This window comes from Streptomyces liliifuscus (assembly GCF_016598615.1).
Lineage (GTDB): Bacteria > Actinomycetota > Actinomycetes > Streptomycetales > Streptomycetaceae > Streptomyces > Streptomyces liliifuscus.
The window spans coordinates 54,066-79,683 of record NZ_CP066832.1 but is presented as its reverse complement, the minus strand read 5'-3'; the positions used below and the strand labels follow the sequence as shown (position 1 = coordinate 79,683).

Annotated in this window: 31 protein-coding genes and 1 pseudogene; 13 read left to right on the top strand and 19 right to left on the bottom strand. The window is 70.7% G+C overall.

Annotated elements, in window-relative coordinates:
• Positions 1-14: 14 nt before the first annotated feature.
• Entirely contained in the window at positions 15-722 is a 708-nt protein-coding gene (locus JEQ17_RS48465; protein WP_234048878.1) for a tRNA-dependent cyclodipeptide synthase, read from the bottom strand.
• Between the two features lie 77 nt (positions 723-799).
• Between JEQ17_RS48465 and JEQ17_RS48460 the strand changes: the two genes are divergently transcribed.
• The 4 genes from JEQ17_RS48460 (at position 800) to JEQ17_RS48445 (ending at position 2,746) form a co-directional block, all read left to right on the top strand.
• Positions 800-1,213 (top strand): heavy metal-responsive transcriptional regulator, encoded by a 414-nt coding sequence (locus JEQ17_RS48460; protein WP_200402186.1) that lies wholly within the window; start codon positions 800-802, stop codon positions 1,211-1,213.
• 45 nt (positions 1,214-1,258) lie between these two features.
• A complete protein-coding gene (locus JEQ17_RS48455; RefSeq protein ID WP_200402185.1) occupies positions 1,259-1,594 on the top strand; it encodes an ArsR/SmtB family transcription factor in 336 nt (111 codons plus the stop codon).
• Positions 1,595-2,299, top strand: a complete 705-nt coding sequence (locus JEQ17_RS48450; protein WP_200402184.1) for a cation transporter — start codon at positions 1,595-1,597, stop codon at positions 2,297-2,299.
• Between the two features lie 264 nt (positions 2,300-2,563).
• The gene (locus JEQ17_RS48445) at positions 2,564-2,746 is read left to right on the top strand and encodes a hypothetical protein (protein WP_200402347.1); all 183 of its coding nucleotides are present in this window, start codon (positions 2,564-2,566) and stop codon (positions 2,744-2,746) included.
• Between the two features lie 82 nt (positions 2,747-2,828).
• Here JEQ17_RS48445 and JEQ17_RS50385 read toward each other — a convergent pair.
• From JEQ17_RS50385 to JEQ17_RS48430, 3 genes and pseudogenes are all read right to left on the bottom strand, one after another.
• Positions 2,829-2,948: pseudogene (locus tag JEQ17_RS50385) on the bottom strand (GFA family protein); the annotation flags it as partial.
• 248 nt (positions 2,949-3,196) lie between these two features.
• Positions 3,197-3,661 carry an ArsI/CadI family heavy metal resistance metalloenzyme gene (locus tag JEQ17_RS48435; protein WP_200402183.1) on the bottom strand — a complete coding sequence of 155 codons (465 nt, stop codon included), beginning with the start codon at positions 3,659-3,661 and terminating at the stop codon, positions 3,197-3,199.
• Between the two features lie 28 nt (positions 3,662-3,689).
• Entirely contained in the window at positions 3,690-5,066 is a 1,377-nt protein-coding gene (locus JEQ17_RS48430; RefSeq protein WP_200402182.1) for an NAD(P)-binding domain-containing protein, read from the bottom strand.
• A gap of 113 nt (positions 5,067-5,179) precedes the next feature.
• On the opposite strand from JEQ17_RS48430, the gene JEQ17_RS48425 reads away from it, so the two are divergent.
• Both JEQ17_RS48425 and JEQ17_RS48420 read left to right on the top strand, forming a co-directional pair.
• A complete protein-coding gene (locus JEQ17_RS48425; RefSeq protein ID WP_200402181.1) occupies positions 5,180-5,542 on the top strand; it encodes an ArsR/SmtB family transcription factor in 363 nt (120 codons plus the stop codon).
• Positions 5,539-6,033 (top strand): GNAT family N-acetyltransferase, encoded by a 495-nt coding sequence (locus tag JEQ17_RS48420; RefSeq protein ID WP_200402180.1) that lies wholly within the window; start codon positions 5,539-5,541, stop codon positions 6,031-6,033. The genes JEQ17_RS48425 and JEQ17_RS48420 overlap by 4 nt, the downstream gene beginning before the upstream one ends.
• Here the strand turns inward: JEQ17_RS48420 and JEQ17_RS48415 are convergent.
• Positions 6,026-6,592, bottom strand: coding sequence for a DinB family protein (locus JEQ17_RS48415; RefSeq protein WP_234048877.1), 567 nt, complete (start codon positions 6,590-6,592; stop codon positions 6,026-6,028). The two genes, JEQ17_RS48420 and JEQ17_RS48415, sit on opposite strands and share 8 nt — an antisense overlap.
• Before the next feature lie 99 nt (positions 6,593-6,691).
• Positions 6,692-7,660, bottom strand: a complete 969-nt coding sequence (locus JEQ17_RS48410) for an alkylmercury lyase family protein (RefSeq protein WP_200402179.1) — start codon at positions 7,658-7,660, stop codon at positions 6,692-6,694.
• 85 nt (positions 7,661-7,745) lie between these two features.
• Between JEQ17_RS48410 and JEQ17_RS48405 the strand changes: the two genes are divergently transcribed.
• Positions 7,746-8,144: a heavy metal-responsive transcriptional regulator gene (locus JEQ17_RS48405; protein ID WP_200402178.1), complete on the top strand. Its 399-nt coding sequence runs from the start codon at positions 7,746-7,748 to the stop codon at positions 8,142-8,144.
• On the opposite strand, the gene JEQ17_RS48400 is transcribed toward JEQ17_RS48405, so the two are convergent.
• From JEQ17_RS48400 to JEQ17_RS48375, 6 genes are all read right to left on the bottom strand, one after another.
• Positions 8,131-9,117, bottom strand: coding sequence for a bile acid:sodium symporter (locus JEQ17_RS48400; RefSeq protein WP_200402177.1), 987 nt, complete (start codon positions 9,115-9,117; stop codon positions 8,131-8,133). The genes JEQ17_RS48405 and JEQ17_RS48400 overlap by 14 nt on opposite strands.
• Before the next feature lie 61 nt (positions 9,118-9,178).
• Positions 9,179-9,490, bottom strand: a complete 312-nt coding sequence (locus tag JEQ17_RS48395) for a hypothetical protein (protein WP_234048876.1) — start codon at positions 9,488-9,490, stop codon at positions 9,179-9,181.
• Positions 9,487-10,269: a heavy metal-responsive transcriptional regulator gene (locus JEQ17_RS48390; RefSeq protein ID WP_200402176.1), complete on the bottom strand. Its 783-nt coding sequence runs from the start codon at positions 10,267-10,269 to the stop codon at positions 9,487-9,489. The genes JEQ17_RS48395 and JEQ17_RS48390 overlap by 4 nt, the downstream gene beginning before the upstream one ends.
• Positions 10,270-10,303: 34 nt before the next feature.
• A complete protein-coding gene (locus tag JEQ17_RS48385) occupies positions 10,304-11,365 on the bottom strand; it encodes an ArsO family NAD(P)H-dependent flavin-containing monooxygenase (RefSeq protein ID WP_200402175.1) in 1,062 nt (353 codons plus the stop codon).
• Positions 11,362-12,156 carry an aquaporin gene (locus JEQ17_RS48380; protein ID WP_200402174.1) on the bottom strand — a complete coding sequence of 265 codons (795 nt, stop codon included), beginning with the start codon at positions 12,154-12,156 and terminating at the stop codon, positions 11,362-11,364. The genes JEQ17_RS48385 and JEQ17_RS48380 overlap by 4 nt, the downstream gene beginning before the upstream one ends.
• Positions 12,153-12,461 carry an ArsR/SmtB family transcription factor gene (locus JEQ17_RS48375; RefSeq protein ID WP_200402173.1) on the bottom strand — a complete coding sequence of 103 codons (309 nt, stop codon included), beginning with the start codon at positions 12,459-12,461 and terminating at the stop codon, positions 12,153-12,155. Before JEQ17_RS48375 ends, JEQ17_RS48380 begins: the two co-directional genes overlap by 4 nt.
• Positions 12,462-12,552: 91 nt before the next feature.
• Here JEQ17_RS48375 and JEQ17_RS48370 point away from each other — a divergent pair, with 91 nt between their 5' ends.
• From JEQ17_RS48370 to JEQ17_RS48345, 6 genes are all read left to right on the top strand, one after another.
• Positions 12,553-12,966, top strand: a complete 414-nt coding sequence (locus JEQ17_RS48370) for an arsenate reductase ArsC (protein ID WP_060905627.1) — start codon at positions 12,553-12,555, stop codon at positions 12,964-12,966.
• Positions 12,963-13,946: a thioredoxin-disulfide reductase gene (gene trxB, locus JEQ17_RS48365; RefSeq protein WP_200402172.1), complete on the top strand. Its 984-nt coding sequence runs from the start codon at positions 12,963-12,965 to the stop codon at positions 13,944-13,946. The genes JEQ17_RS48370 and trxB overlap by 4 nt, the downstream gene beginning before the upstream one ends.
• A 17-nt stretch (positions 13,947-13,963) precedes the next feature.
• The gene (gene trxA / locus JEQ17_RS48360; RefSeq protein ID WP_200402171.1) at positions 13,964-14,287 is read left to right on the top strand and encodes a thioredoxin; all 324 of its coding nucleotides are present in this window, start codon (positions 13,964-13,966) and stop codon (positions 14,285-14,287) included.
• 72 nt (positions 14,288-14,359) lie between these two features.
• Positions 14,360-15,793, top strand: coding sequence for an FAD-dependent oxidoreductase (locus JEQ17_RS48355; RefSeq protein ID WP_200402170.1), 1,434 nt, complete (start codon positions 14,360-14,362; stop codon positions 15,791-15,793).
• A 78-nt stretch (positions 15,794-15,871) separates the two neighbouring features.
• On the top strand, positions 15,872-16,567 hold the full coding sequence (locus JEQ17_RS48350) for an arsenate reductase/protein-tyrosine-phosphatase family protein (protein ID WP_200402169.1): 696 nt from the start codon (positions 15,872-15,874) through the stop codon (positions 16,565-16,567).
• Complete coding sequence (locus JEQ17_RS48345; RefSeq protein WP_200402168.1) at positions 16,560-17,222, top strand: arsenate reductase ArsC; 663 nt, start codon at positions 16,560-16,562, stop codon at positions 17,220-17,222. Before JEQ17_RS48350 ends, JEQ17_RS48345 begins: the two co-directional genes overlap by 8 nt.
• Before the next feature lie 198 nt (positions 17,223-17,420).
• On the opposite strand, the gene JEQ17_RS48340 is transcribed toward JEQ17_RS48345, so the two are convergent.
• From JEQ17_RS48340 to JEQ17_RS48310, 7 genes are all read right to left on the bottom strand, one after another.
• Complete coding sequence (locus JEQ17_RS48340) at positions 17,421-17,828, bottom strand: hypothetical protein (protein ID WP_234048875.1); 408 nt, start codon at positions 17,826-17,828, stop codon at positions 17,421-17,423.
• A complete protein-coding gene (locus tag JEQ17_RS48335) occupies positions 17,825-19,969 on the bottom strand; it encodes an integrase (protein ID WP_200402167.1) in 2,145 nt (714 codons plus the stop codon). The genes JEQ17_RS48340 and JEQ17_RS48335 overlap by 4 nt, the downstream gene beginning before the upstream one ends.
• A complete protein-coding gene (locus tag JEQ17_RS48330) occupies positions 19,966-21,609 on the bottom strand; it encodes a hypothetical protein (protein WP_325176343.1) in 1,644 nt (547 codons plus the stop codon). Before JEQ17_RS48330 ends, JEQ17_RS48335 begins: the two co-directional genes overlap by 4 nt.
• An 86-nt stretch (positions 21,610-21,695) precedes the next feature.
• On the bottom strand, positions 21,696-23,246 hold the full coding sequence (locus JEQ17_RS48325) for a site-specific integrase (RefSeq protein WP_200402165.1): 1,551 nt from the start codon (positions 23,244-23,246) through the stop codon (positions 21,696-21,698).
• 379 nt (positions 23,247-23,625) lie between these two features.
• Positions 23,626-24,237, bottom strand: coding sequence for a hypothetical protein (locus JEQ17_RS48320; protein WP_234048874.1), 612 nt, complete (start codon positions 24,235-24,237; stop codon positions 23,626-23,628).
• A 142-nt stretch (positions 24,238-24,379) separates the two neighbouring features.
• Positions 24,380-24,769: a DUF6354 family protein gene (locus JEQ17_RS48315; RefSeq protein WP_200402163.1), complete on the bottom strand. Its 390-nt coding sequence runs from the start codon at positions 24,767-24,769 to the stop codon at positions 24,380-24,382.
• 72 nt (positions 24,770-24,841) lie between these two features.
• Positions 24,842-25,474 carry a hypothetical protein gene (locus tag JEQ17_RS48310; RefSeq protein ID WP_234048873.1) on the bottom strand — a complete coding sequence of 211 codons (633 nt, stop codon included), beginning with the start codon at positions 25,472-25,474 and terminating at the stop codon, positions 24,842-24,844.
• Positions 25,475-25,618: the final 144 nt, after the last annotated feature.

The following is a 25,618-nucleotide window of genomic DNA, read 5'->3' as shown; positions in this document are numbered from 1 at the left end:
AGTTCCTTCCCTGTTCATACTCGGCCGGCCGGGGTGATGACGGCGAAGCCCTGTCCCGCAGCGGGGCGCCAGCCCAGCTCGCCGGAGTAGAGGCGGCGCAGCACGTCGGGCGGCTGGTGGTAGCAGAAGAGCGATATCCCGGCGTCGACGATGGAGGGGGTGTCGAGGAACAGCGGCAGCTCGGCCAGGAAGTACCGCACCGCCCGCTCAACCTGCTCCGCATCTGGCCGCTGCCCGGTGGGCAGCTTCCCGGCCAGCACCCAGCCGGAAGCCTCCCGGCACGCATCCCGGAACTCCGCGTCCTCGGCGTACCGCCGCAGCCCGTGTTCGTGGAGTCGCCCGAACGCGGCGTTGCCCTCCAGCTCGGCCCAGCCCAGCACGCGCGCACCGCGCTGGGTGACGCCGAGTGAACTCAGCGCCGTAGCGATCTTGTTGCGGGTGTACTGCCCCTGCCGGCGCGCCTTCCACGCGGCCTTCTCCGGCGTGTACCCGAGCGCCTCGAAGGTGAAGGCACTGGGCGCGTCCGGTACGAAGAAGTCCACCCGCTCGAAGCGGGCCAGCCCCCACGCCGCCAGATCCCGGATCCGGTCCGTGGAGAAGTAGCTGTTGAACGGGCTGATCCCGAAGCAGGCGTGCTCGCCCCGCTCCACCACGGCCGCGCACGCGGCGCTCAGCGGCTCCACCGCCATCGCCGCACAGCCACCCGCTTGATCCATGCTCATGCCCGGACGGTAGAACCTTGCCCTTAGGGCAAGGTCAAGCCGACACTGGAGACACGCCCCACGAACGGAGCCCCGCCATGCTCACCGTCGGCCGCATCGCCGCCGCCACCGGGCTCAGCCCCAAGGCCGTACGCCTCTACGAGGCCAACGGCCTCATCGACCCGCCCGAGCGCACCGCCGCCGGCTACCGCACCTACACCGACGACGCCGTCCCCGTCCTCGGCTTCATCCGCCAGGCCCAGGCCCTCGGCCTCAGCCTCAAGGAGATCAAGGACATCCTCGACCTCCAGCGCCGCGGCGAGCAGCCCTGCGGCCTCGTCGCCGACCTCCTCGACAAGCACCTCGCCGACATAGACCGCCGCATCGCCGACCTCGAAGCCCTCCGCACGACTCTCCAGCACGCCCGCGCCCAGGCGGACCAGGCCGCCGACCGCGGGGATATGGCCCTGGTCTGCCGGATCATCGAGAACGCGGCCCCAGCCGGCAGTTGACGATCCACGGATACCTGAATTCAGGAATCTATGTATCGTGGTGGTGTGCTGACCATTGCCACCGACATTGAGGTGCTGGCGCGATTCGGACGCGCGCTCGCCGACCCCATCCGCTGCCGCGTCCTGCTCGCCCTGCGCGAGGCCCCGGCATACCCCGCCGACCTCGCCGACAAGCTGCGAATCTCCCGCACCCGGCTGTCGAACCACCTGGCCTGCCTGCGCGACTGCGGCCTGGTCGTCACCGTGCCCGACGGCCGGCGCACCCGCTACGAACTGGCCGACGAACGCCTCGGACATGCCCTGGACGACCTGCGGACCGCCGTGGTCGCCGTGGCGGCGGACCGCACCTGCGTGGACGCCGACGAGAAGGGCTGCTGCTGAATGACCGCGATATCCCTCGGCCCCAGCCCGGCCCGCCGCGACGCACTCGCCCGCCGCATACGCCTGCTGGTCGCCGCGACGATCACCTACAACGTCGCCGAGGCCGCTGTCGCCCTCACCGCGGGCACCCTCGCCTCCTCCACCGCCCTGATCGGCTTCGGACTCGACTCCGTCATCGAGGTCTCCTCCGCCGCGGCCGTCGCCTGGCAGTTCTCCGCGCGCGACCACGCCGTCCGGGAGGCCCGGGAAAAGCGAACGCTGCGGATCATCGCTTTCTCCTTCTTCGCGCTCGCGCTCTACGTCGCCGTCGACTCCGTACGCGCCCTGACCGGCACCGGCGAAGCCGGCCACTCGGTGCCCGGCATCGTCCTCGCCGCTCTCTCCCTGGCGGTCATGCCGTTCCTGTCCGCCGCCCAGCGCAAGGCCGGCCGCGAACTCGGCTCCGCCTCCGCCGTCGCCGACTCCAAACAGACCCTGCTGTGCACCTATCTCTCTGCCGTACTCCTGGCCGGCCTGCTGGCCAACCTGCTGTTCGGCTGGACCTGGGCCGACCCCATCGCCGCCCTCGTGATCGCCGCCGTCGCGGTCAAGGAAGGCCGCGATGCCTGGCAGGGCAAGGGCTGCTGCGCGCCCGCCCTCGGTCACACGCCCACCGGAGCCGAACCGGACGTGTGCGGTTGCGCCCCGGGCTGCGATTGCTGCTGACCGAACTCGCTACCGAGTCGGATGTCGCCGTGTTGACACACGGCCCCCTCGCCGTCAGCCTGCTGAACTCACCCTTGCCCGGGGGTGAGTTGTTTAGGCGACCGGTGCTGCCGTTGGCGTGCCGGAGCGCAGCGTTGTTCGCCTGTTCGGTGCCCGTGTGCGAGATGAGGGCGAGCAGCATCAGCGCCGCGCCAGCGCCAGGTCCTTGCGGAAGGAGCTCATTACGAGCTGCCGCGCCTGGGAGGCTCCGTCCAGAAGGCGCGCATGAGCACCACTCCGTCGTCCTGCAGCGCGTACGGCGTCGTCGGCTGCCCGGCGTCGGCCGGGACCATCGAGGGTGCGGGTGAAGTCGCCGACCAGCGGACGGGCGGTCAACCGGTTGCGCTGTGCCCGGTCTCCGGCACCGGGGGCAGCCAGTGCACGGCGTTGCCGCGGAAGGACGCGTGAATGGGCACAAGGCCAGTGCCGCTCTGGTGTTGTCAAGGGCGGTGACGTTGATGCCGATCTCCGGGATGTCGCTGTCGATCGCCGCGACGCGGCTGCCACAGGTCGGGCAGAAGCCGCGCTTCGCCTCGCCTTCGAAGGTCTCGTACCAGGTCGGCTCGCTCTCGCCGGTCCAGGTGACCGTCTCGAAGCCCACCCACCACATCACGGGGGTGCCACCGAGTTTCTGGCAATGCCCGCAGGCGCAGGTCTCCCTGTCAAGTCTTTGTGTTCAGCTCGGCGGGCTGACTGCGAGTTGGCTGCGCTGCTGTTCGGGCGTCCGCAAGCAGGCGATTCCCCAGCGGGCGATCTGGGTGGCGCACAGGGCGCTGGCAGCGCCCTGTGCGCCGGGGCCGTGACCGGTCCCCCGTCCCGGTCACGGCCCCGCTGGTGTGGAGGTCGGTCATCGGCGGGTCAGCAGCAGCCGCCCGCAGCGACCGGTTCCTTCGCGTCGGTGTCGGACTCGGCCGCGCCTGTGCAGCAGGTGCTGCCCTGCTGCTTGGCGAGGGAGTCGGCGTCGGCCTTGACGGCGTACACCTCCCAGGGTTCCTGGCCGGGGCCGTGAACCCAGACCTTGTCCTGGAGGGCGTAGCAGCAGGTGGTGTCGTTCTCCACGTCGGTGGCCAGGCCGGCCTCGCCCAGGCGTGCGGTGGCGGCGTAGACCTCTTCGGTCCTCTCGACCTCAACGCCGAGGTGGTCCATGCGCGTTGCCTCGCCTGCGCTGCCTTCGATGAGGACGAGCTTGAGCGGGGGCTCGGTGATGGCGAAGTTGGCGTAGCCGTCGCGGAGTTTGGCGGGCTCGGTGCCGAACAGCTTGCTGTAGAAAGCGACGGACGCATCGAGATCGGGGACGCGCAGGGCGAGCTGTACGCGGGACATGGCGAACCTCCTTGGTGGGGTGGGGAGTTCAGCAGCTGCCGGACGCGGTTGCAGGGGCGCCGATGCCGATCTGCAGAGTGGCCGGGGCGGCGCAGCATCCGCCGCCTTCGGTGCTCTGGGTGGCCTCGGGGTCGTCGAACAGGCCCGCGCCCCCGCACACGCCCGTCTCCGGCAGAGTCAGTTCGACGCGCTCGGCGGCCTCGCGGTCGCCTGCGAGGGCGGCGGTGATGGAGCGGACCTGCTCGTAGCCGGTCATCGCGAGGAATGTGGGGGCGCGGCCGTAAGACTTCATGCCGACCAGATAGACGTCCTTCTCCGGGTGGGAGAGCTCGCCCGCGCCGTGCGGGTAGACGGTGCCGCAGGAGTGCTGGTTGGGGTCGATCAGCGGTGCGAGCGCGGTCGGGGCCTGGAGGCGCTCGTCCAGGCCGAGGCGGAGCTCGTCGAGGAAGGTGAGGTCGGGTCGCAGGCCGGTGAGGACGATGACCTCGTCGACCGCATCGAGGCGGCAGCCGTCCTCGCCGACGAGGACCAGGCGGCCGTCGGTGTCGCGTTCGACGGCGTCGGTGCGGAAGCCCGTGACCGCGTCGGCGTAGCCGTCGTCGACGGCGGCCTTCGCGGCGAGGCCGAGGGCGCCGCGGGCGGGGAGCTGGTCGGCTTCGCCGCCGCCGAAGGTGGAGCCGGAGATCCCCCGGCGCAGGATCCACGTGGCGTGTGTGCCGGTGCCGTCGTCGGCCTTCGCCAGGTCGGCGAGGTAGGCCAGCGCGGTGAAGGCGGAGGCGCCGGAGCCGATGACGGCGGTGCGCTTGCCCGCGTACCGGGCGCGGAGGGCCGGGTCGGCCAGGTCCGGGATCCGGTAGGAGATCCGGTCGGCTGCTGCGGCCTTCTCGCCGAGGGCGGGCAGGCCGCTGCCGCCGGCCGGGCTGGGGGTGGACCAGGTGCCCGAGGCGTCGATCACGGTGCGGGCGTGGATCCGCTCCTCCGCTCCGTGGGGGCCGGTGTAGTGGATGACGAAGGGCTGGTCCTCGCGGTCGGCGTCGACGATGCGGTCGCGGCCGCTGCGGGAGACGCCCGTGACAGTGGCGTTGTAGCGCACCTTGTCGCCCAGGACGTCAGCCAGCGGCTGGAGATAGAGGCCGGCCCAGTCCCCGCCGGACGGGTAGGTGGCGCCGTCGGGGCGGACCCAGCCGGTGGGGGCCAGGAGCTTCTCGGCGGCGGGATCGACGACCTCGGACCAGGGGGAGAACAGCCGCACGTGCGACCAGGCGCGCACCGCCGTCGCCGCGGCGGGTCCGGCTTCCAGGACCAGGGGCTGGATGTCCCGCTCGATGAGGCGGGCGGCTGCTGCCAGGCCGATGGGGCCGGCGCCGATCACGACGATGGGCAGGTCTGCGGTGGATGCGTTCACGACGGGGCTCCCCCATTGATTCGACAAGTGTCGATGTCCTGGGTCCAGCGTGACACCACATATCGACGTTCGTCAACATAGACATTCATCGAAGTTGCCGGGATGATGGGGGCATGACTACGAAGGTGTTGCCGCTGCTGGAGCCGGAGACCGTGGTGCCGTGCTGCCCGCCGCTGTCGGAGCGGCCGCTGACGGCTGAGGAGGCCGAGCGGACCGCGGTTATGTTCAAGGCGCTCGGCGACCCGGTGCGGCTGCGCCTGTTCTCCCTGGTCGCGTCCCATGAGGGCGGGGAGGCGTGCGTGTGCGACATCTCCGACGTCGGCGTCTCCCAGCCCACCGTCTCCCACCACCTGAAGAAGCTCCGCGAGGCTGGCCTGCTGTCCTCCGAGCGGCGCGGCACCTGGGTGTACTACCGCGTCGAGCCGTCCGTGCTCGCCGCCATGGGCCAGCTCCTCACCCGCGCGGCCGGCGCATGACCCTGGCCGTCACCGCGCTGACCGGCGCGTATGCGGATGAGGTCCTGGCGATCTACCAGGCCGGGATCGACGAGGGCAACGCCACCTTCGAGACCACCGCCCCGACCTGGGCGGAGTTCGACGCCGCCAAGCTGCCTGCCCACCGCTTCGCCGCGGCCGGCGCCGACGGGAAGCTGCTGGGCTGGATCGCGGCCGCCAAGGTCTCCGACCGGTGCGCGTACGCGGGCGTCGTCGAGCACTCCGTCTACGTCCACCCCGTCGCCCGCGGCCGCGGCGTCGCCGGTCGGCTGCTTGAGGCCCTGGTGGAGTCGACCGAGGCCGCGGGGATCTGGACGATCCAGTCCGGGATCTTCCCCGAGAACAAGGCGAGCCTCGCCGTCCACGCGCGTGCCGGGTTCCGTGTCATCGGTACCCGCGAGCGCATCGGCCGCCACCACGGCGTGTGGCGCGACGTGGTCCTGCTGGAGCGCCGCAGCCCGAAGATCAGCTGACCTCAGGCTTCCCGCCACGCCCGTCGTCGCTGTCCAGGGTGAGCTGGCGGTGGTGGAAGTCGAAGTGCTGCGTCGGGTAGCGGTAGATGTCCGCGAGCGTCATGAAGTCCTTGAAGAAGGGGTCCCACCGGACGGGGTAGTGCATCCCGCGGGCCAGGTCGGCGTCGGACTCGGCGGCCAGCCGGCGCTGGAGGGAGTCGAGGACCCGATCGAAGGCGACGGCCATCCGGCGCGGGCCGAAGACCTTCACGGCCCCAAGTGGACCTGCGTAGTTGACCCAGTCGAACGGCACGGTTCCCGCGTTCAGCAGCCGGGCGAACGCCTTGCCGACGCCGCGTGGGAGCCGCCCGAAGACACGGACCAGGACCAGCAGGGCCCGGACGACGATGTAGCCGAAGAGCATGTGCCACAGCAGCTGCCCGTTGGTCCACTTGGTGCCGCGGGTGGGCCGGGCGAGGTCCGCCGTGGAGGCGGAGTCCAGCAGTTGGTGGAAGGTGCGACGGGTTCGTTCGTAGTCCTCGTACACGGCCTGCCGGTCCATCGCGCTCGCGTTCATCATGGCCTGCCAGCTCTGGGCCTGTCCTCGACGAGTCGGCCGGGTGGCAATGATGCCCGCTCCAGGCCGGGCGTAACGGCGGCGGCTGCCACGGTTGTGCGGTCAGCCGTTCTGGAGGAGCGGGCCGAACGTCTGCTGCCCGATCCGGGTGGCGCGGGCCTGGCTGACGATCTCACCGCGCACCTCGGGGTGCGTCGACTGCCATTGCTCGGCCGAGCCCTGGCTGGCGAAGAAGTTGAGGGCGTCGCAGCACACCGCGGCGGCCGGGCCTTCGCCCTCGCGGCGCCCGACGAATACGACCGCCTCGGCGGGCTCCCACGTCGCCGCGCCGCCTGTGAAGGAGACCGTCACCGGCTGTGCGTCGACGGGGTCGGTGGAGGAGACGGTGAGGTCCTGGCCGAGCATCGCGGAGATGCCCAGGGCGTCGATCGCGCACATCGACGACACGCTCACCCCGTTGGCCAGCCGCACCTGGTGCCGGGTCTCTGCTGCCGAGAACGGGTAGGCGGCCTTGATCCGGCCCGATGCGTCGAGGGTCAGGAAGTCCTCGTGGTCCAGCTCCGCCAGGACCTCGCCGGCGCTCCGCCCGGCTTGGGCCGCCACCGCTTCGAGCAGGGCGGCCTCCGGCACGCGGCCCGTGGTGGCGAAGTGCCGCAGGACCGCCTGCTGGACCAGCCGCAGGCCGCGCTCCGCGGGCGCACGCCTGCCCCGCCCGGCCCGGCCGGTCGGATCCAGAAGATCCGTCGCCTCGCAGCAGTCCTGCCCCTCGGCCGCCTGCGGCATGCTGGCTTCCCGGAGAGCCTGGACGCTCGGCGCACCGTCGGTGCGGCCATCCGTGTCACGGTAGAGGCGGCACGACACCGACGGCGGAGCATCAAGGATGCGGAACGGGTCGATGCCGTCGAGGAGCACGGTGGGCGAACCGGTCATGCCCCACCGGGCCGCCTCGCCCTCTTCGGACACCTCGACCAGGTCGATCACGGCAGCACGGCCGTCGAGTGCCTGAGTGATCCGCTCCCGTACGACCGGCACGTTCGGGCACTCGGGCACCGTGAGGATCGTGATCCGCATCCGGCTGTCCTTCCAGGTCGGTGAGCTTGTGCACCGACCGTAGACGTTCCAGTGCACTGGAAGGTCAAGGGCGTAGCGTGGAGCCATGCGCATCGGTGACCTCGCGGCGGCAGGCCAGGTGACGGCCAAGACCATCCGCTTCTACGAGCAGGCCCGGCTGCTACCCGCCCCGCCCCGTACGACCGGCGGGTACCGCGACTACGCGCCGGAGGCGGTGAGCCGACTGGCGTTCATCCGCGACGCCCAGGGCGCGGGCCTGACGCTCGCCGAGATCCGCTCGGTCCTGGAGATCCGCGACAGCGGGCAGGCCCCGTGCGGACAGGTCACGAGCCTCATCGATCAGCGGCTGGCGGACATCGAGCAGCGCATGGCTGAACTCCGCCAGACCCGCAGCGCGCTGCGCGAGCTCGCCCGGCGGGCCGCCGCCACCGACCCCGATACCTGCTCTGAAGGCGAGATCTGCACCATCCTCACGCGACCGTGACCGGCTCCGGCACCAGGCGCGGGACCAGGCGCACGTAGGCGACCATGCCGATGACCTCGACCAGGGTCTGGGTGACCACGACAACCGCGGCGACCGCGAGCTGGTCGGGCAGGGCGAGGGCCAGGGGCAGCACGACCAGGGAGTTGCGGGTCGCTCCGGTGAACACGATCGCGCGGGCTGCGGGCGCCTTGAGGCGGAAGAGTCGGGCGACGATGCGTCCGGCGAAGGCCATGACCACGAGGAACGCGGCGTAGAAGGGGATGACGGCCGCGACGTCGCCGAGACTTCCGCCGAGCTTGGGGACCTGGGAGGCGACCACGGTGATGAGGGTGGCGGCCATCAGCGGCACCATCGTCGTCGTGGCCGCATCCGACACCTTCTGTCCGGCCGTTGTGCGGGCCGCCCACGCCTGGAGGGCCCAGGCCAGCGCGAGGGGGATCACGATGAGGAAGAGGAAGGCTTCCAGGAACGGGCCGGCCTCGACGATGTCGGCCAGGCCGGGCCCCATGAACAGGTACAGCAGTCCCGGCAGGAGCAGCATCTGGGCGACCAGCAGGAGCGGGGTCGCGGCCAGGAGCCGGCGGCTGTCGCCGTCGGCCAGGCCGGAGAAGACGATGACGTAGTCCACGCACGGGCACAGCAGCACCAGCAGGACACCGATGCGAAGGGCCTGGTCTACGGGGAGGAAGGCGAACATCGCAGCGACGACCAGGGGGACGACGACGAAGTTCACGACCAGGGCCGCGGACAGGAACCGGCCGTCGCGCAGGGACCGGAGCAGGTCACCGGCCGGGACCTGGAGGAAGGTCACGAACAGCAGCGCCCCCAGGACGGGATTGATGGCGTGCTCGAGGCCCGGCCCCGCTGAGGGCGCCGCCCAGCCGAGGAATGCGCCCAGGGCCATGGCGCCGAGGTAGATCGGGATCTGGTGGTGCTCCATGCGCGCGACCAGACCCTGCGATTCCTGCGACACCCTGATGACCCCTTGCTGTGCATGCGTGCTGATCGTGTGGCGGCCCTGCCCGGGGCCCGGCTCATTGTGGCAAGCGGGCGTGTCCGTGTCCGTCTGCGGGCGGCGGGGTGGGCAGGCCCAGGTCGACGGGCCCCGGCGCGGTCATGCACGCGGCAGCCTTGCGGCGCCGGTGCAGCACCCATGCCGTGGCGCCAAGGGCGAGAACGGTGACGGCGGCCAGCGCGGGAACCCACAGGGCGCCGACGGCGGAGAGCACTCCGAGCCCGCCGAGGAAGGCCAGGATCGGGCCGATGCAGCAGGCCGCGCAGGCCAGTACGCCGAGCGCGCCCACGCCGAGGAGGGACTTGCCGGAGGACTTCGTCTCGGGGTTCATACGGTGGCTCCGAACAGGTCGGCGAGCAGGGAACGCGCGGCTTCGGGCGCGCGCACCGTCAGCGTCAGGCGGCCGGGGGCCAGGCCCAGGGTGAAGTCGAAGAACGCGCAGCAGTCCTGCTCGGCCGCCGAGAGGGCCGCGAGTTCCGCGGCCAGCTCCGGGGTGCTGGGATAGGTCAGGCGGATTCCGTCGGTGATCTCTTCGCGGCTGGTGGCCTGAGCGACCAGCGCCTGCCACTGGGCGGTGCGCTCGCCGAGCTCGGCGCCGCCGAGCGTGCAGGCCACCGGCGCCTCGCGCCATGGTCCATCGGCCGCGCCCTGGGGACGGGCGGAGAGTTCGACCATCACCGGCCCCGGCGCCGGGGGCTCCTCGTCGGCGGTGGTGGTGCAGCCGCAGTCCGGGTCGCACCCACCGGACGGCGCCGGCCCGGACAACTGCCGGTGAACCTCGGCGAGGCGGGCGGAGAACGCCGCCAGCTCGGCCGAGCGGCGGTCCGCGTCCGCGATCCGGTCGGCAACCAGCGGCACCATCCGCGCCCGCACCGCAGCGCACACCCCCGCGTCTCGTACGTCGAGCAGGTCGCGGATGTCCTCCAGCGCCAGCCCCAGCAGCTTCGCGGAGGAGATGAACGCCAGCCGCTCCACCGCGTCCGGCCCGTACTGGCGGTACCCGGACGACGTCCGCTCGGCGGGCAGCAGCCCGGCCGTCTCGTAGAACCGCAGCGTGGAGGCCGGTACGCCGGAGCGTTCGGCCAGCTGCGAGATGCGCAGTGTGCTCATACCTCGAACGTAAACCTTCAACCCGACTCGAAGGTCAAGCCCGCAGTAGCCCGGCAATCTCCCTGGCCGCCTCCCGGGCGGGGCGGCCGACGCCGATGAGGGTGGCGGAGGCCGGTCCGGTCCAGTCGCCGTAGCCGAGCAGGTGCAGGCGGGGCTCGTCCGCGGCGCGGGTGCCGACGGTCGCGATGTGGCCGCGGGTGCCGCGCAGGCGCAGGCCGGCGAAGGGGGCGAGGGCGGGACGGAAGCCGGTGCACCAGATGACCGTGTCCGCCTCGGCCCGGGTGCCGTCGGCCCACTCGACCCCGGCCGGCGTGAGGCGGGCGAACATCGGGCGGGCACTGAGAAGTCCGGCGTCGCGGGCGGCGCGTACGGGCGGGATGGCCACGATGTCGCCGAGGGAGGCGACGCCGCCGGTGTCGGTGCGGCCTTCGTCCAGGGCGCGGCGGCGGGCGGTGGCGTGGTCGAAGAGGGCGCGGCCGTCGATGTCGTCGGCGAGGTAGCGGGGCGGGCGCTGGGCGACCCATGTCAGGTCGATTCCTGCGTGGGCGAGGTCGGCGGCGATCTGGGCGCCGGAGTTGCCACCGCCCACGACGATGACCCGCTGTCCGGCGAACTCGGCGGGGCTCTGGTACTGGACGGTGTGGAGCTGGCGGCCGGTGTACTCGCGGCGGCCGGGGATGGCGGGGAGGAAGGGGCGGGTCCAGGTGCCGGTGGCGCTGACGACCGCGCGGGCCTGCCAGTTGCCGCTGTCCGTGGCGATCCGTAGGAAGGCGCCGTCGCGGTGGACCTCGGAGACCCACACCCCGCGCTGCACGGGCAGCTCGTACCGCTTCTCGTAGTCGGCGAGGTAGTCGACCACGTGCTGCGCATCGGGATACTTCTCGCCGGGCTGGACCGGCATCAGTCGCCCGGGCAGGGACGAGAACTCCGCAGGCGAGAAGAGGCGGAGGGAGCCCCAGGTGTGCTGCCAGGCTCCGCCGGGCGCCGTCTGGGCGTCGAGGATGACGTGCTCGACGCCCAGACGGCGCAGGTGGTAGCCGGCGGCGAGCCCGGACTGGCCGCCGCCGATCACCACCACGTCCGTGCGCTGCGTCATGCCGAAGGCGTCCCGGCGCCGGTCTTGCCGCGCATGAAGATGACCGCCACCAATGCCAGGCCCACCACCGCGCCGATCAGCTGCATAGCGATGAAGCCCGGCACCGAGCCGGGGGCGATGCCCGCAAAGGTGTCGGTGAAGGCGCGGCCAATCGTCACGGCCGGGTTGGCGAAGGACGTGGACGAGGTGAACCAGTAGGCGGCGCCGATGTAGGAGGCGACCGCGACCGGGGCGAAGCGGAGCCTGTCTGTACGGGCGAGGCCGAAGATCAGCAGGATCAGGCCCGCGGTGGCGACGACCTCGCCGAGGAGGAGGTTCCCGGCCGAGCGGTCGTGGGTGGACCACTTCACCAGCGGCTCGCCGAACATCGCGTCCGCCAGGATCGCACCTGAGATCGCACCGGCGATCTGTGAGGGCACGTAGACGGCGAGCTCGCGGGCGGTGACGCCGGCGCCGCCGCGGCGGGCGGTCCACCACTCGGCCAACGTGACGGCGGGGTTGAAGTGGGCGCCGGAGACCGGTCCAAGCAGGAGGATGAGGATGCCGAGGCCGAAGACGGTGGCCGTGGAGTTGGCCAGCAGCTGGAGGCCGACGTCCTTGGTGAGTTCGGTGGCCTGGATGCCGGAGCCGACCACGACCGCCACGAGCAGGGCGGTGCCTATGAGTTCGGCGGCGGCCCGGGCGACCAGCGGGGTGCGCGGCGGAGTGGCACCCGGCGCGGGAGCCACGGACTCAGGCGCTGGGCCGGCTGGCGCGGACTCCGTGGTCGGGGTGGCTTCGGCGGCGGTCATGGGCAGGCCCTCTTGTTCTCGGCGGCGGTGCGAGCGGACTCGGCCAGGTCGGCGAACTGACTGGCGAGCTGGGCGATGACGTCGGGCTTGAGCCGGTAGTAGATGTACCGGCCGCACGGTTCCGTCTCGACGACCCCGGCCTCGCGCAGCACCTTCATGTGGTTGGAGAGGTTGGTCTGTTTGGCACCGGTCTCCTCCACGAGGTGGGTGGTGCACAGGGTCTCTTTGGCGAGCAGGGTCACGATTTGGAGCCTGAGCGGGTCGGCCAGAACCCGGATCAGATCAGTGTCGACTGACGTCATCATGGGCTGATACTGTCACATCAGTGGTGGCTGACACCACCGGGTGCTGACATCATTTGCACCTGATCCGGTCGTGAGACAAGAGAGACCTCTGATGTCCGACAAGCCCTCCGTGCTGTTCGTCTGTGTCCACAACGCCGGCCGTTCCCAGATGGCCGCCGCGTGGCTGACCCACCTGGCCGGGGACCGTGTCGAGGTCCGTTCCGCCGGCTCCAACCCGGGCGCGGGCGTCAACCCGGCCGCTGTCGAGGCCATGGCCGAGGTCGGCATCGACATCTCCGCCGAGGTCCCGAAGATGCTCACCGTGGACGCGGTGAAGGAGTCGGACGTCTGCATCACCATGGGCTGCGGCGACACGTGCCCGGTCTTCCCGGGCAAGCGGTACCTGGACTGGCAGCTGGAGGACCCGGCGGGCCAGGGCGTCGAGGCCGTACGCCCGATCCGGGATGAGATCAAGGTGCTGGTCGAGGGCCTGATCAAGGAGATCGCGCCGGAGCCCCAGGCATGAGCACGGCGGCGGACATACGCAACGTCATCATCGTCGGCTCCGGTCCCGCCGGATACACCGCTGCCCTCTACACCGCCCGCGCCTCGCTGAAGCCGCTGGTCTTCGAGGGCGCGGTCACGGCCGGCGGCGCGCTGGTGCAGACGACCGAGGTGGAGAACTTCCCCGGCTTCCGCGACGGCATCATGGGCCCGGACCTGATGGACAACATGCGGGCCCAGGCCGAACGCTTCGGCACCGAGCTGGTCCCCGACGACATCGTCGAGGTCGACCTCACCGGCGCGGTCAAGACCGTCACCGACAGCGCGGGTACGGTCCACCGGGCGAGGGCCGTGATCGTGGCGACCGGCTCGCAGCACCGCAAGCTGAACCTGCCCGGCGAGGACGCGCTCTCCGGCCGGGGCGTGTCGTACTGCGCGACCTGCGACGGCTTCTTCTTCCGCGAGCACGACATCGTGGTGGTCGGTGGCGGTGACACGGCGATGGAGGAGGCCACCTTCCTCTCCCGCTTCGCCCGCTCCGTGACCGTCGTCCACCGCCGCGACACCCTGCGGGCCTCCAAGACCATGCAGGACCGCGCGTTCGCCGACCCGAAGATCTCCTTCGCCTGGAACAGCGAGGTCGCCGAGATCCGCGAGGACGACGGCAAGCTCGGCGGGCTCATCCTGCGCGACACCGTCACCGGCGAGACCTCCGAACTCCCCGCTACGGGCCTGTTCGTCGCGATCGGCCACGACCCGCGCACCGACCTGGTCACCGGCCAGCTCGACCTGGACGACGAGGGCTACCTCAAGGTCGCCTCCCCCTCCACCTGTACGAACATCGCCGGCGTCTTCGGCGCCGGTGACGTGGTCGACCACACCTACCGGCAGGCGATCACCGCGGCCGGCTCCGGCTGCGCCGCAGCCCTGGACGCCGAGCGGTACCTGGCCGCCCTGAGCGACGCCGACGCCGCAGGCGAACCGGCCGTAGCGGCCGTCTGACGCCCGGGAGGAAGACCATGGCTCTCAAGAACGTCACCGACGACTCCTTCGCTCAGGACGTGCTCACCAGTGACAAGCCCGTCCTGGTCGACTTCTGGGCCGCCTGGTGTGGCCCGTGCCGCCAGCTCGCCCCGTCGCTGGAGGCGATCGCCGCGGAGCACGGCGACAAGATCGAGATCGTCAAGCTCAACATCGACGAGAACCCGGCCATCGCCGCGCAGTACGGCGTGATGTCCATCCCGACGCTGCACCTCTACAAGGGCGGCGAGGTCGTGCAGACCATCGTGGGCGCCAAGCCGAAGGCCGCCCTCGAACGCGATCTCGCCGAACACCTCGCCTGACACGCGACGCCGGTGGGGGCGCGAACAGCGCCCCCACCACCTCCCCTTCTCCGATCTCCACGGAGGTATCCGGTGGCCAGCAAACGCATCGTCGCCATCGGCGGCAGCGACGCCGGAATCAGCGCGGCCCTGCGCGCCCGCGAGCTGGATCCCGACAGCGAGGTCACCGTGGTGGTGGCCGACGCCTACCCGAATTTCTCCATCTGCGGCATCCCGTACTACGTATCCGGCGAGGTCGGCCACTGGAGCGATCTGGCCCACCGCACGCTGGCCGACCTGAAGGCCACCGGGATGCAGGTGCGCACTGACACCCTCGCCACCGGCATCGACGTGACCGGCAAGCGGCTGGTCGTGCGTGATACCGAGGGCCGTGCCGAGGAACTGCCGTACGACGCGCTGATCGTGGGCACCGGCGCGGTCAGCGTCCGCCCGCCCATCGAGGGGCTGAGCGGACCGGACGCGCTCGGCCCGCAGGACGGCGTCCACCTCGTGCACAGCATGGGCGACACCTTCGGGATCATGCAGTCCCTTGCCGCACGCAGCCCGAAGTCGGCCGTCGTCATCGGCGCCGGCTACATCGGCCTGGAGATGGCCGAGGCCCTCACCACCCGCGGCCTCCAGGTCACCCAGATCGAGGCCCTTCCCGAGGTCCTGCCCACCGCCGACCCCGAGCTCGGCGCCGTCGTCCATGACGAACTCACCGCCAACGGGGTCGAGGTCATCACCGGCACCCAGGTCTCCGCGATCACCCGCGACCCCGCCGGCGACATCCTTCAGGTACGGGCCACCGGACCCGACGGCAGAACGTTCACCCGCGGCGCCGACCTCGTCCTGGTCGTCGTCGGCGTACGCCCCGACACCGCCCTCGCCTCTGCCGCCGGAGCCCTGCTCGGCGTGAAGGGCGCGATCGACGTCGACGAGTACATGCGCACCTCGCTGCCCGACGTGTACGCAGCCGGAGACTGCGCCGTCACGCACCACCGTCTCCTCGGCAAGACCTGGCTGCCGCTGGGGACGACCGCCCACAAGCAGGGCCGGATCGCGGGCGAGAACGCCCTCGGCGGCACCCGCTGGTTCGCGGGCAGTCTCGGCACCCAGGTGGTCAAGGTCTTCGACCTCGTCGCTGCCCGCACTGGCCTGCGCGACCACGAAGCAGGAGCTGCCGGGCGGGGCTGGACTCCGGCGACCACCGCGAGCCGCCCTGACGACCACAAGGCGTACTACCCTGGCGCCACCCCGATCTCGATCCGCGTCACCGGGGACACCTCAAGCGGCATTCTGCTGGGCGCCCAGCTCGTCGGACGGCGCGGGGCGGAGATCTCCAAGCGGGTGGACACGTACGCGACCGCGCTGTTCCACGGCATGCCGGTCGACAGCCTCAGCGAACTCGACCTCTCCTACACCCCACCGCTGGGCTCTCCGTGGGACGCGGTCCAGGTCGCGGCGCAGGCGTGGATGAGCGAGCACCACCTCGACGTGCAGCGCCGGATGCTGGGCGTCTTCTGACACCTTTCTCGCACACCGGCCTCCTGACCTCTGCGGGATGCATTGACACCTGGCATTAGCTCAACGAAAATTGAGTCAATGAACGTTGAGTGGTCTGAATCGGTGGTGGCGCGAGCACAACGGCACGCGGCACTGGGGGAACCCGCGCGTCTGGCGATCATCGACCGGCTGCTGCTGGGCGATGCCTCGCCCGGCGAACTCGGCCAGGAGCTGGGCCTGCCCAGCAACCTCCTGGCCCACCACCTCAAGCTGCTCGAACAGGTCGGCCTGATCGAGCGGTCCCGCTCCGAAGGCGACCGTCGGCGCACCTACCTGCGCCTGCGCGTGGAAACCCTGGCCGACACCATGCCCGCACCCCTGCGGACGGCGCCCCGTGTGGTGTTCGTCTGCACCCACAACTCCGCCCGCTCCCACCTCGCCGCGGCCCTCTGGAAGCGCCACAGCACCGTCCCCGCCGCCTCGGCCGGAACCGAACCAGCTCAGCGCGTCCACCCCCGAGCCGTGGCGACCGCACGCAGACACGGCCTCTCCCTGGCCCACGCCCGTACCTCCCACATCGACGAGACGCTGCGCCCGGACGACCTCGTGGTCGCCGTCTGCGACAACGCTCACGAGCAGCTCGGCCCCCGGGTCCCCGACCGCCTGCACTGGTCGGTACCCGACCCCACCCGCACCGGCACCGACGACGCCTTCGCCGACGCCCTGAGTGATCTCGCCGACCGGATCGACCGGCTGGCCCCCGCCGTCCGCCCTCCAGGAGGCAGCGATGACTGAGACCGCGCCCACCCCGCACCGCAACCTGAGCATCGACCAGCAACTCGCCCTGCGCACCGCAGCCACCCACCTGAGCCGGGAGTTCGACGGGATCTTCGGCCAGGAGACCATCGAACGGTTCCTGCACACCAGCTACGACCAGTTCGCCGGCCGCAGCACCATCCCCAACTACCTCCCCCTCATCGCCGAACGCTTCGCCCGCCAGCGCCTGCGCGCCCTGGCCAAGATCGAAGGCCACCACACCGACGGCAAGCCCGTCGTCCTCTTCCTCTGCGTCCACAACGCCGGCCGCAGCCAGATGGCCATGGGCTTCTTCCAGCACCTCGCCGGCGACAACGCCGTCGCCTGGTCCGGCGGCTCCGAACCCGGCTTCGAGGTCAACCCGGCAGCCATCGCCGCCATGAGCGAACGCGGCATCGACATCTCCCGCGAGTTCACCAAGCCCTGGACCGACGAGATCGTCCGCGCCGCCGACGTCGTCGTCAGCATGGGCTGCGGCGACGCCTGCCCGGTGTTCCCCGGCAAGCGCTACCTCGACTGGACCCTGGACGACCCCGCGGGCAGGACCGTCGACGACGTCCGGCCCATCCGCGACGACATCGAGCGCCGTGTCCGCGGCCTCCTCGACGACCTCGGCGTCCCGGCCCAGCACTGACCGCGCACAGGGCATGCGGAAGCCGGATCCACACTGCTTTCGCGTCGCCCGTACGAATCCACCGTGGTGTGGGCAGCCAACGCTCGGACTGCGTCCGCGAGTTCAACGCGGCCCTGGCACCCGGCGGCGCGAGCCGGCCCGTGCGGGAGTGTGTCCAGCGGACATGGAAGGAACGCGTCGTCGCCTGAACCTGATCTCTCAGTCGCGGGGCGGGTGGAGTGGGACGACGTTTCCGGAGGCGGTGTGGTCCTGGCCGGTGGAGGTCCGGAGGATGAGAACGGCTGCCGCGAGGGCCATCTGCTCGGCTCGATGCCGGGACTCGGCCTCGGCAGCCCGGGAGTCCTTGAGAACTTCTTTCAGGCGGACAACCTCTTTGCGAAGCCGCCTCTCGACTTCCGGCGTCTGGTGCGTTTCCGTACGCACCCGCGCGTAGAACTCCTCCTTGAGGTCGGCGTGGCGCTTTTGCAGCGCCATGCGGTGAACACCGGCCTCTGCGGCGAGCGCGACCACTGTGAGGCTGCCGTTGGAGCTCGTGGGCTGGCCGGCCAGGAGGCGGTCCATCGCTGCGCGGATGCGCGAGCGTTCGTCCTCGTGCTGCTGGTTCATGCGATGGCCTCCTCGGCGAACTGGGCGGCGGAGTCGTGGGCATCGGCAAGAGCACGGAAGCGGCCAGCTGTTCGGCGAAACCGGTCGCCCAGGGGCTGGGGCATCAGGGCTGCCTTCGCATCGAGCCGATCAGCGTGCTCCCGAGCCGCCTGTGCGTGACTGTCGGTGCGGACGGCGTTGCCGCAGCCGAGCTGGCAGGCGAACTGGTTGGGTGCCGTCGCCACGGGATCCGGGTCGCACAGGGCGGTGTCGCGCTTGAAGGCGCAGATGAGGAACGCGTCCGGGTTGTCGAAGAGGACGAGGCCGTCGCGCGCGAGGAACTTGGCGGCGGCCTTCGGGGTGGTCAAGGCGCCTTCGAAGCTGGGGAGCGAGGTTGCTCCGATGAGAGCCCGTCGAGCGGCGGGACCGGAGATTTTCTCGCCGGCTGCAGCGGTGTCGCGCAGCCGTGCTGCGGTCTGCGCGGCGGCGAGAGCGGTCTCGACGTCGAGCTCCCCGTGGAACCCCCGACGCTCGCGGTTGCCGTAGCCGGTGGAGGTGCGGGCGTCCAGGGCGGTGCGCATGTGTCCGTACTGGATGGCGAGGGCGACCAGACCGCCGGGGCGGCGGGCGATGTGCCAAGCCAAAGTTCTGCGCAGGCGACTCAGTCCAAGGTTGCCGTGCGGGTCCTCCGGCACCATCTGGGCGTCCAGGCCCTGGGCGGTGGCCTCCTGGTTGATCCACGACACGAGATTCTCGACCCGGCGGTCCAGGGTGCCCCGCTTCAGCGCACCGTGGTGCTTGCGCTGGCCGATGACATCGTGGTGGGTGGAGCTGAACAGCAGCTCGCCCTTGGGGACGATGCGTTCCAGAACCCGGATGGCGTTCACGACGGGGGTGATCGCGACCCAGGGGACGGCGCGCTCCTCACCAGCGGAGATGTGGTGGCCGTCAGAGTCGCGGACGTTCTTGTAGTGGTGGGCTCGGATCAGATGCCGCGGCATGGAGCCGTCCTCGTTGGGCTCCGGATCGGGGCAGCAGCCGGACCGCAGCGACCGCGCCTCCTGGGGGCGCATCCCGGTCAAATACAAGATCACGATGGCGGCGGCCGTGGCCAGGTGACGCACCAGAATCGGCGTCTCCTCATAGTCCATGAACTCGCGCCAGGGCCGCCTCTCGATCCGGCCCGTCACCGGCACCTGCATCGGGCTGGGGCCGGGCCGCCGGGCGGCGAGCGCACGGAGCCCGCGCCGAGTAGCGAAGTCGTGGACCTGGTTCCAGCTGGCTGCCGTGACCGCCGCGACGTAGTGGTGGGCCAGGGTGATGCCGTGCTTTCGGCTCACGGTGGCGGGCAGGAGAGCCCCGGAATCGACCAGCGGCTGCAGGTAGTTCTTGACGGCCGCCAGACCCCCTCGGGTGCTCGGGGTGGCCGTCACGCGGGCGTGCATGCGGCGGCGCTCGGCCCAGGCGGCCAGGATGTCGTCGGAGAAGTCTTCGACCATGCGGATCGACCAGGTCAGCAAGGGACCGATCACGGTCGGGTCCAGTGGCTCGGTCTTGTTCTCCCCGCCCGCCTCTCCCGTCTCGGCCGGCAGGTAGTCGTCGATGCCCTCGCTCTCCCAGGGCGGCTGCGTAACGCCGCAGGGGCTGGCCGACAGCTGGTCGAAGGCCCACAGGTCCGAGAGCCAGTTAAGAACCGTCTGGGCATGAACGCGCGTGCAGCCGCTGCTGGCGATCTTGGCGGCGTACGCCTTCCAGTGCTCCACGGTGCAGTCACTGACCTGGGACACGCCCTGCCGGTCGAGCCAGCGCGCGAACTTCATCCACTGCAGGATGTTGTCGCGCATGCTGACCACGCCGTCGCGTGACCGGTTCTGAAAGCCCCGTTCCTGCACGTAGGTGGGGCGCAGCTCGCCGTTGATCAGGACCCAGATGAGGCGCCTGAACTCGCTCCGCAGGGAGGCGGGGCACCTCCTCAAATTGATCTTGTGGATGCTGTCCCCGGGGTTGTCGGTCAGCGGTCCCATCGACCAGACGTCGTCGCTGTAGCGGGAGTTGGGGTGGGTGTTACCAGCGCTGATCCACCGGTCCAGGACCACCGGGCTCTCCGGACCCGGCAGGGGAAGGATGTAGGGATCGGCCTCGAGGGTCAGAGCTGTGGTCACGGGGCGAGGTCTCCCTTGAGCAGGTGGTCGACGATCATTTGGTCGCGGTCGGTGATCCGGGCCAGAGCGGCGTCCCAGGTGCTCTCGTTGACCTTTGTCCGCAGGTCATCGAGTCGCTGGAGGTGTTCGTCCCATCGCTTGCGCCAGAGTTTCTCCGGCCAGCCGGAGCGGAGCGATATCAACTGGCGGCGCAGGAGCGCGAGGCGCGGGTGGTGGCCGGTGTGGACCCGGGAGTTCTCGCAGGACAGGCAGAGCAGGAAGTCGGCGCCGCAGCCCCCGCTCGGGTCCGGCCAGGGGCTGGTCTCCTCGTCCGCGCAGTCCGCGGTCGCGGTCTCCTGGTGGGCCGCGTCGGCCGCGTCCGAGAGCCGACCCTTGAAGGTGTAGTCGCGGGCCTGTTCGAGGGCCTCCTCGGCGCCGGCCGCGATCACGCTCACGGCGGCCTCCTGGACGTTCTCGTCGGGCAGGACGTAGACGCTCTCGTGGGTGGCACGTTTGTGCTGTAGCGGCTTGCCCGTCGTCGTGACGGTGGTCCTGCGGGCGCGTTGGAAGGGCGAGCCGATCTTGTGAGTGCTCGCCCATACTCGCGCGTCGCCCTTGGACACCCCGAAGCACAGCGGGCCGACGTTGCGGGGCCGGTCCAGATTGGAGTCCACGTCAGTACGGCGCCGGTTGCGGGCAACCATCAGCAGGTCGTGGCCGGGAGACAGGGCAGCGGCCAAGGCTCGCCCGTGCTGCGTGGCTTCCAGGGCCTGGGTGATGAGCCGGCCCGGCGAGTCCGCGCCGGAGTCGGTGTAGTTCTCCGTGTCGAACCAGCGACCCTCTCCCGAGCGGCGCTTCTCCACCAGGACCTCGTAGGTGACCGTGGCGGTCTCTCCCGCGGACGGGGTGATGACGGGCACGTGCAGACGGTCGTAGACCGACAGATTCCAGCCGTAGCGGTCCGTCATCATCACGGTCAGGGCCGTCAGTTCCGACCTGGTCAAGAACAGCCGGCCGGTCGTCTTCCCGTGGTTCTTTCCGCGCAGCAGCCCTTCGGCCCGGGTGTAGACCTTCCCGTCTTTGTCCGGGTACCCGGGCAGTTCGCCCGTGGCGGCGATGTGTTCGAGAGCCGTCCCGACCCTCCAGTCACGGCTTTCCGGGTCCAGTGCGCCCGCCCGGTAGCGGGCCAGCAGCGCGGTGTTCTCCCGGATCCGCAACAGCGCGGTACGGAACTGCCGTTCGGCGGCCAGCAGCACCTGGTCGCGCTCCGACGGCCGGTAGGACTGCTTGGAGGGCTTGCCCTTCTTCGGAACCGGGCGGGCCAGTTCCTCGGCGGCCAGGCCCTGCGCCAGCCGCGGCTCGCGTTTCAGCAGCGTACGCATCTTGCCCAGGGCCTCGCGCCCGCCGGGGGTGTCCTTGTGGTTGTTGCGCCAGAGCCGGAGTGTGGCAGAGGTGAGGTCGCCCAGGTCCTCGGCCGGCTGACCCTGGTCCTTGAGGAACCGGGCGAAGACCTCGATAGACCGCCAATATGACTCACCGCTCGCATGGCTGTTCCACCCCGTGGACTGCTCGGCGAACGCTCGCGCAAGGGAGCAGCGCATCGGCTGCGGCACGGCGATCGCGACGAAGTCGAAGACGCGCTCGAAGCGTTCCTTGTTCACCACCCTGACCTGTAGTCCGTCGGCGGCTATCCGCTCGGTTGCCTGGAAGTCCGCCGGTGGCAGGACAGCTTTGCGCCCCCGCCCGCTCACGATGCCGCCGCGATGGGCAGGGCGTCGACCAGCAGCTCGATGTCCTGGATCCCGGAGGTTTCCCGGGCCAGCTGGGCGAACAGGCCGTTCAGATCCTTCGTCCGGTCCGTCTCGCCGTGCTCGTCCTCGGTGTCGAAGGCGAGGATCGATTCCAGCTGCATGTGCATGACCGGGTTGAGGTAGTGCTCCTTCGTCGTCTCGACGTCCCGGTGCCCCAGCAGGGTCTTCACCAGCCACCACGGGTCGCCGTAGAGCTGGGCGAAGTCGCGTCGGTCCGCGGCGGTCAGCCCGTACTTCTTGTCCATGAGCTCGTTCAGCACGATCAGCATGTAGAGCGCCATGGAGTGACGCGCGGCATGCGGGGTCGCGTACGGGGCCTTCCCCCGTACTGCAGCCGACCTCAGCGGGCGCTGGATCTCTCGCTCCTCCGGCGTCAGCAGAGCTTCCTCACACCGCTGGTTGGCCTGCCAGAACACCGTGTTCCATCGGTCCGGCAGCATCGGCATGCCCTGCTCGGTCAGCCACAGCCACGCCGGCTCCGGGCCGTGTGGCCCCTCGACGAACAGCCACTGCCGCTCGCGCCAGTCCAGCAGGCTCAACTCCCGCCTGCCTGCCACCCTGTCCCGGTCCACCCAGTGCACGACCGGAGCCGGGCCATGCGTCACGTTCGTGACCAGCCGCATCAGCGGCAGCTTCTCGTAGCGGCCCTCCTGCTGGGCACGCTGGATAGCCCACGTCCGCTCGGACTCGCTGTAGGCGCCGAGTTGGCGCACCGACTCGACCGAGGTGTAGTAGGTGCGGTCACGCTTCGACCGCGACAGGGCGCGAGCTACCTGGCCATGGCAGTAACGTCCAGACCGAAGGCGCCGGGTCGGCACTTCGAACGTCAGCATCGCCCCGGCTTCCTGCCGCCGCAGGCCCGAGCTGAGCGCCAGCCCCACGAACGAGGTGTTCCGCAGTTCGGTTCGTCCGTCCCAGCCGGGCAACGGCGCCCCGTCACGACCAAGTCCCCGAAGGCCAAGGTCCTGCCACAACCCCCACGTCCGCGGAGTCAGCCACGACACCCGCGAGCTTCGCGCGCTTGCCGCCCGGTCACCACGCCGCCCCACGTCCACCGGCAGCGGACTGACCTTCGCCCACTTGTAGAGCCGGGTCAGCGCGGCCGCATCCCGGTTCCACTTCGTGCCGCCGATCCGCTGCGGATTCTGCGGCGAATCGAGACGGAACTCCTTGTACGCCCGCAAGTCCGCGCTGGTCGCAGCCCGCCACGGCACACCCCGCCGCCACAGCCACGACAGCAACAGCCGGATATCCGACGCGTAATTCCGGCGACTTTCCCGCTCGAGACCTCGGAATTCAGGCGATAGGACAAAGTCCAACAGCTCCGCGTCCACGACGAAGTCCGGCCGTACGAAGACCGGATCACCGGGCCGTAGTCCCACCCTGCCGAGGGCTGCCGGGAGGTCACGGACTCCAAGCACCCCCTCCTCAGGCAGCTGCCACCACCGTTCCGGATCCGGAACGAAGACCACCCACCACTCGTCCATGCCGCACCCCTGTGAGTCCTTGAACTCACTGAATCATCAGGGAAGCACAAGTGGGGCGCGTCAGGAGCATCGGGCACCTCGAAGCGGACGGCCCCGCACAGGCAGCCGCCGCAGCGTAGGGCGGAAGACGAAGAAGAGTCGGTGGTGGTCACGGCTTACTCCCAGGATCGAAGACCAGCAGCACGAACGCATGTGCTGCTCACGTACACCTCTACCGATCGGGCAGCAGTTCGGTTGCTGTCTTGAGAGCCGGTTCACCAAGACGTGTGTCTTCGGCTCAAGTACGCCACGGGAAAGGCGTTGTGGGCTGCGCCACGCGCCAGTGCCGGGCCGCCGGGCGGCCGGAGGCCACGGCACCGTGTGGCCTGGGGGCCTAGGGCTACGCGACGCTGTCGACGGGAACATGCCCGGCGACGTGCCAGTCCCACAGCTGGTGGGCGCTGTCCAGGCTGGGGCACCAGGTGACCTTGCGTCCGTTGCGGCAGATTTCGCCGGCACCCGGCGCGCACCGGCACACCACCCGGAACTGTCCGGCGCGCGCGGTCACGACCGCCTGCACGATCCGGCCCACGTGCGTGCCGTGGACGACATCCAGACGGATGGCCGCGGCGAGCTGTTCCGCCGTGACCACCTCCAGCCGGTCGACCGAGTCCAGCGCCTGGCAGACACCGCCGTCAGGGAGCGTGTACGACTTCACGGCCACCCACTGCCCGAGCCGGACGACGGCGCCGACCACTGCGGCCCGCTCCTGCTCGGGGTAGCGCTGCATGACCAGGTCGCCCCGCCGGATGTGAGGGGTATCCGCCAGGCGCTGGAGCGAGCTCACCGAGACCTTCGCGCTGACGCGGTCCTCGAGCCGCGCGGACTCCACGGTCCACACACCCGGCCCGGGCTTCATCAGTTCCCACTCGCCCGGCCGGCCCTCCACCTCCACGATCTCACCGGTACTGAACATCCCGCCGTCCGACGGAGCGTCGGGGGCCCAGAGCATGGCCTGAGTAGACGTCACCACTTCTTCCCAGCTTCCTATCCGTGTTCATTCGAGTGACCTCGAAGCCGCGAGCCGTCGGCCCGGCCCGCGTTCTCGGAGGCAGGCCGGGCCGCAACTGGGCAAGCGCGTTTCGCGCGGCCGGTCAGCCTTGGGCCTTCGCCGCCTCGGCGGTGAGCTCGTGGTGCACGCGCAGCGCCGCGGCCGCGTACGCCACGGGCGACGGGTTGGCACCCTGCACGTCCGTCATCGCCGCAAGGAAGCGTGCGTAGAGGGCCTGGTCGGCGTCGTCGACGACGTCCTCGATCAGCTTGAACGCGCTCGTTGCGAAACGGCGGATGGCCAGCGGCCGGGCCTTGCGGCCGGCCGTGCCCTGCCTGTCGCGCTCCACCACACACTCGGCGTGAGTGTCCGTCTGAGCGAGCACGCGCAGCATCCGCTCGCGGTCGACCATGTCGGGGGCCATGTCCTGCCACAGCTGCCCGACCCGGACGGGTCCGACGGCGGAGGAGACGGGGGAGGGGCTGGTACTCATGAGGAACTCCTCAACAGGGGCGAAGGATTGGTGCCGGGCGGGCGCCCGGGGGCAAGCGGAGGATCGGGGGACTCAGGCCGTGGTCCCGGGGACGGGAGCCTTGAGGATGCGGAGGTTCTCCGCCTGGATCTCGGCGCAGAACCGGCAGATGAGCACCCACAACGGCATGGACAGCCCGTCGAGCTGGTCATGGAGCAACCGGGCGGCTTCGTGCATGCCGTGCTGCGCGCGGACCACGTCCATCGAGTCCAGGCCGCGCGACCTCCGCTCAAGAGACCGGCCGGCGCCGAGCAGGAGGCCGTGGGCCTCGCGGCTGACCGTCTCCAGCCGCAGCGGATGCGCTGGGGTGAGCCGGGACGGCGGCGGCGGGGCCGGGTCGAAGGCGGTCGGGCGGGCCGCGCTGTAGCGCGTCGCCCACAGCTCGACCATGTAGACCGCGGCGGCCTGCCAGGCCGCTTCGTCGTGCTCGCCGGTGCGCTCCTGGAACGTCGCGATCGCCCGGTCGAGGAGGACCTCGGCGCGCTCCAGTGCCGTGCCGTGGCCGAGGCGGAAGTCTTCCATGGCCTTCGCGGTCTCGATCACGTGCACCTGGGCCGCGGGGGCGTGATCGGTGAGACTGCGGCGCATCAGGATGTCGCCCGCCTCCACGACGATCCGCGAGCCCGGCGCGGCGGGCTCCCCTGGTTCGGGGGACAGATAGGGCATGGCTGTCGTACTCCTCAGGTGTCATGTCGGTCGCGGGAGGCAGATCCCGGCGGGCCAGGAGACGGGCAAGTCCCGGCGCGTGCCGCGTCGTTGCGGACAAGGCCGCCTTCTCGTTTCTCCTCCGGGCGGCCCCGGCCAACGCTT

Bases quoted from the DNA above. Each gene is read 5' to 3' on its own strand.
- JEQ17_RS48465 (WP_234048878.1), bottom strand. From the start codon at position 722: ATGAGCATGGATCAAGCGGGTGGCTGTGCGGCGATGGCGGTGGAGCCG.
- JEQ17_RS48460 (WP_200402186.1), top strand. From the start codon at position 800: ATGCTCACCGTCGGCCGCATCGCCGCCGCCACCGGGCTCAGCCCCAAG.
- JEQ17_RS48450 (WP_200402184.1), top strand. From the start codon at position 1,595: ATGACCGCGATATCCCTCGGCCCCAGCCCGGCCCGCCGCGACGCACTC.
- JEQ17_RS48445 (WP_200402347.1), top strand. From the start codon at position 2,564: ATGAGCACCACTCCGTCGTCCTGCAGCGCGTACGGCGTCGTCGGCTGC.
- JEQ17_RS48435 (WP_200402183.1), bottom strand. From the start codon at position 3,661: ATGTCCCGCGTACAGCTCGCCCTGCGCGTCCCCGATCTCGATGCGTCC.
- JEQ17_RS48425 (WP_200402181.1), top strand. From the start codon at position 5,180: ATGACTACGAAGGTGTTGCCGCTGCTGGAGCCGGAGACCGTGGTGCCG.
- JEQ17_RS48420 (WP_200402180.1), top strand. From the start codon at position 5,539: ATGACCCTGGCCGTCACCGCGCTGACCGGCGCGTATGCGGATGAGGTC.
- JEQ17_RS48415 (WP_234048877.1), bottom strand. From the start codon at position 6,592: ATGATGAACGCGAGCGCGATGGACCGGCAGGCCGTGTACGAGGACTAC.
- JEQ17_RS48410 (WP_200402179.1), bottom strand. From the start codon at position 7,660: ATGCGGATCACGATCCTCACGGTGCCCGAGTGCCCGAACGTGCCGGTC.
- JEQ17_RS48405 (WP_200402178.1), top strand. From the start codon at position 7,746: ATGCGCATCGGTGACCTCGCGGCGGCAGGCCAGGTGACGGCCAAGACC.
- JEQ17_RS48395 (WP_234048876.1), bottom strand. From the start codon at position 9,490: ATGAACCCCGAGACGAAGTCCTCCGGCAAGTCCCTCCTCGGCGTGGGC.
- JEQ17_RS48390 (WP_200402176.1), bottom strand. From the start codon at position 10,269: ATGAGCACACTGCGCATCTCGCAGCTGGCCGAACGCTCCGGCGTACCG.
- JEQ17_RS48385 (WP_200402175.1), bottom strand. From the start codon at position 11,365: ATGACGCAGCGCACGGACGTGGTGGTGATCGGCGGCGGCCAGTCCGGG.
- JEQ17_RS48380 (WP_200402174.1), bottom strand. From the start codon at position 12,156: ATGACCGCCGCCGAAGCCACCCCGACCACGGAGTCCGCGCCAGCCGGC.
- JEQ17_RS48375 (WP_200402173.1), bottom strand. From the start codon at position 12,461: ATGATGACGTCAGTCGACACTGATCTGATCCGGGTTCTGGCCGACCCG.
- JEQ17_RS48370 (WP_060905627.1), top strand. From the start codon at position 12,553: ATGTCCGACAAGCCCTCCGTGCTGTTCGTCTGTGTCCACAACGCCGGC.
- trxB (WP_200402172.1), top strand. From the start codon at position 12,963: ATGAGCACGGCGGCGGACATACGCAACGTCATCATCGTCGGCTCCGGT.
- trxA (WP_200402171.1), top strand. From the start codon at position 13,964: ATGGCTCTCAAGAACGTCACCGACGACTCCTTCGCTCAGGACGTGCTC.
- JEQ17_RS48350 (WP_200402169.1), top strand. From the start codon at position 15,872: ATGAACGTTGAGTGGTCTGAATCGGTGGTGGCGCGAGCACAACGGCAC.
- JEQ17_RS48345 (WP_200402168.1), top strand. From the start codon at position 16,560: ATGACTGAGACCGCGCCCACCCCGCACCGCAACCTGAGCATCGACCAG.
- JEQ17_RS48340 (WP_234048875.1), bottom strand. From the start codon at position 17,828: ATGAACCAGCAGCACGAGGACGAACGCTCGCGCATCCGCGCAGCGATG.
- JEQ17_RS48325 (WP_200402165.1), bottom strand. From the start codon at position 23,246: ATGGACGAGTGGTGGGTGGTCTTCGTTCCGGATCCGGAACGGTGGTGG.
- JEQ17_RS48320 (WP_234048874.1), bottom strand. From the start codon at position 24,237: ATGCTCTGGGCCCCCGACGCTCCGTCGGACGGCGGGATGTTCAGTACC.
- JEQ17_RS48315 (WP_200402163.1), bottom strand. From the start codon at position 24,769: ATGAGTACCAGCCCCTCCCCCGTCTCCTCCGCCGTCGGACCCGTCCGG.
- JEQ17_RS48310 (WP_234048873.1), bottom strand. From the start codon at position 25,474: ATGCCCTATCTGTCCCCCGAACCAGGGGAGCCCGCCGCGCCGGGCTCG.